Genomic DNA, 1,782 nt, shown 5'->3' with positions numbered 1-1,782 from the left:
GGTTTCGCTTCCACGGTTCCGAGGACGGGTGATCCCACCGGTCGACCGAACTATCATCACGGTCCTGCCCCCGCTGTTGATCATCGCGGTCATCGTGGCCGTCAGCGTCAATCCCGACGGGTCGGCTCGCGTCATCAACGATCTTCGGACGTGGGTGACCTCCGGATTCACCTGGTGGTTCGTGCTCTATTCCTTGACGGCCATCGCAGTGTGCGCGTGGTTGGCGTTCAGCAAGATCGGCCGGGTTCGACTGGGCGGCCCGAAGGCTCGGCCCGAGCACAGCAAGTTCGCCTGGTACTCGATGCTGTTCGCCTGCGGGCAGGGCGTGGGACTGATCTTCTGGTCCGTTGCCGAGCCCATGCTGCTGGGCGACGAGGCTCCCGTGGTCCCCGGCTCCGACAGCCCGGGGGAACCCGGGATGGTCTGGGCCTATTTCCACTGGGGATTGACCGCGTGGGCGATGTACTGCGTGGTTGCCATCTGCCTTGCCTACTCCCACCATAATCTGGGGAAGACCCTGACCTTCCGTGAGGCCACCGTTGACATCCTCCCCGCACCCCTGCAGCGTTCCGCAGGCGTGATTGTCGAACTATTGGCCATCATCGCCACCGTCCTGGGTCTCGCGACTTCTTTCGGTTTCGCCGTGATGCAGTTCACCAGCGGCCTGTCCACCTTCACCGGCGTGGAGCCGAGCATCACCGTATGGGTCATCGTCATCGTCGCACTAGCCGCGTTCGCCGCTTTCTCGGCATTCGTCGGGGTCAACAAGGGCATGAAGCGCATCAGCGAGGCCAACTCGGTGCTCAGTATCGTGCTGGTCGTGGGGGTCTTCCTCTTCGGCCCCATCGTTTTCGTTCTTTCGAACCTGACGCAGACCTTCGGTACCTTCATCTACAACTTCATCCCGATGAGCTTCTGGTCCGACTCCGGCACAGCCGGTGCCCCGCTCGAGAGCTGGTCCGATAGCTGGAGTGGACCGTGGACAGTCTTCATCTGGTGCTGGGTGATCGCCTTCTCCCCCTTCGTCGGGGGATTCATCGCCAGGATTTCCCGTGGTCGCACCATCCGGGAATTCATCCTGGGCGTGACCATTATCCCGTCGTTGATCGTCATGATCTGGATCGGCATCATTGGATCCGCCGCGGTGTACTACAACCAGCAAAGCAGCGGTGAAATTGCAGATAAGGTCGCCGCAGACACCTCCTCCGGTCTGTTCGCAGCGCTCGAAATGGTCCCGCTCGTGGGAGGGATCCTCCTGGTGGTGGCCACCATCCTCGTGGCGACCTACTACGTCACCAGCCTTGACTCAGGGACCTACGCGCTTGCCGAGTTCGTGTCCGCACCCCGGAAGGCCGGTCCGTGGTTTCGGGTGGTCCTGGTTGTGAGCATTGCCGCCGTGGCGACCGTGCTCCTGTCCATCGGTGGCACCTCGGTGGTCGACACGGTCCAGACCGGCACCATCATCGGGGCCTTCCCCTTCTCCTTCATCATCTTCCTGATGATCGCCAACCTGATCCGCAGGCTGGTCACACGGACCAAGGACAGCAGGAGACTCGAGAAAGAGATCAACGACCCGAATCCTCGCCCTGAGGACGACTACGTGGACGAGCACGGTCTCCCCACCGGAGAGATGCCCATCCTCACCGACACCTCCGTCGCGGATTCCCGCCGGCCTTCCACCGCGCCGGATGAAGATCCCATGAAAGGGGGACACGCGTGAAAACTTCCCTGCTCGCACATGCCACGGCACCTGAATTCTCCAACTGGCTCGACAACGAACGC

1 protein-coding gene is annotated in these 1,782 nt (G+C 62.1%); it reads left to right on the top strand.

What is annotated here, in order from left to right:
* Positions 1 to 1,720 (top strand): BCCT family transporter (locus tag Q4E95_RS05550; protein ID WP_303382367.1); only part of this gene is annotated, 1,720 nt, incomplete at its 5' end.
* Positions 1,721 to 1,782: the final 62 nt, after the last annotated feature.

Origin of the sequence: Kocuria sp. (assembly GCF_030536815.1) — a bacterium.
GTDB classification, from domain to species: Bacteria; Actinomycetota; Actinomycetes; order Actinomycetales; family Micrococcaceae; genus Kocuria; species Kocuria gwangalliensis.
Note: the sequence above shows the minus strand (reverse complement) of the source record. Positions and strands in the feature narration are given on the sequence as shown.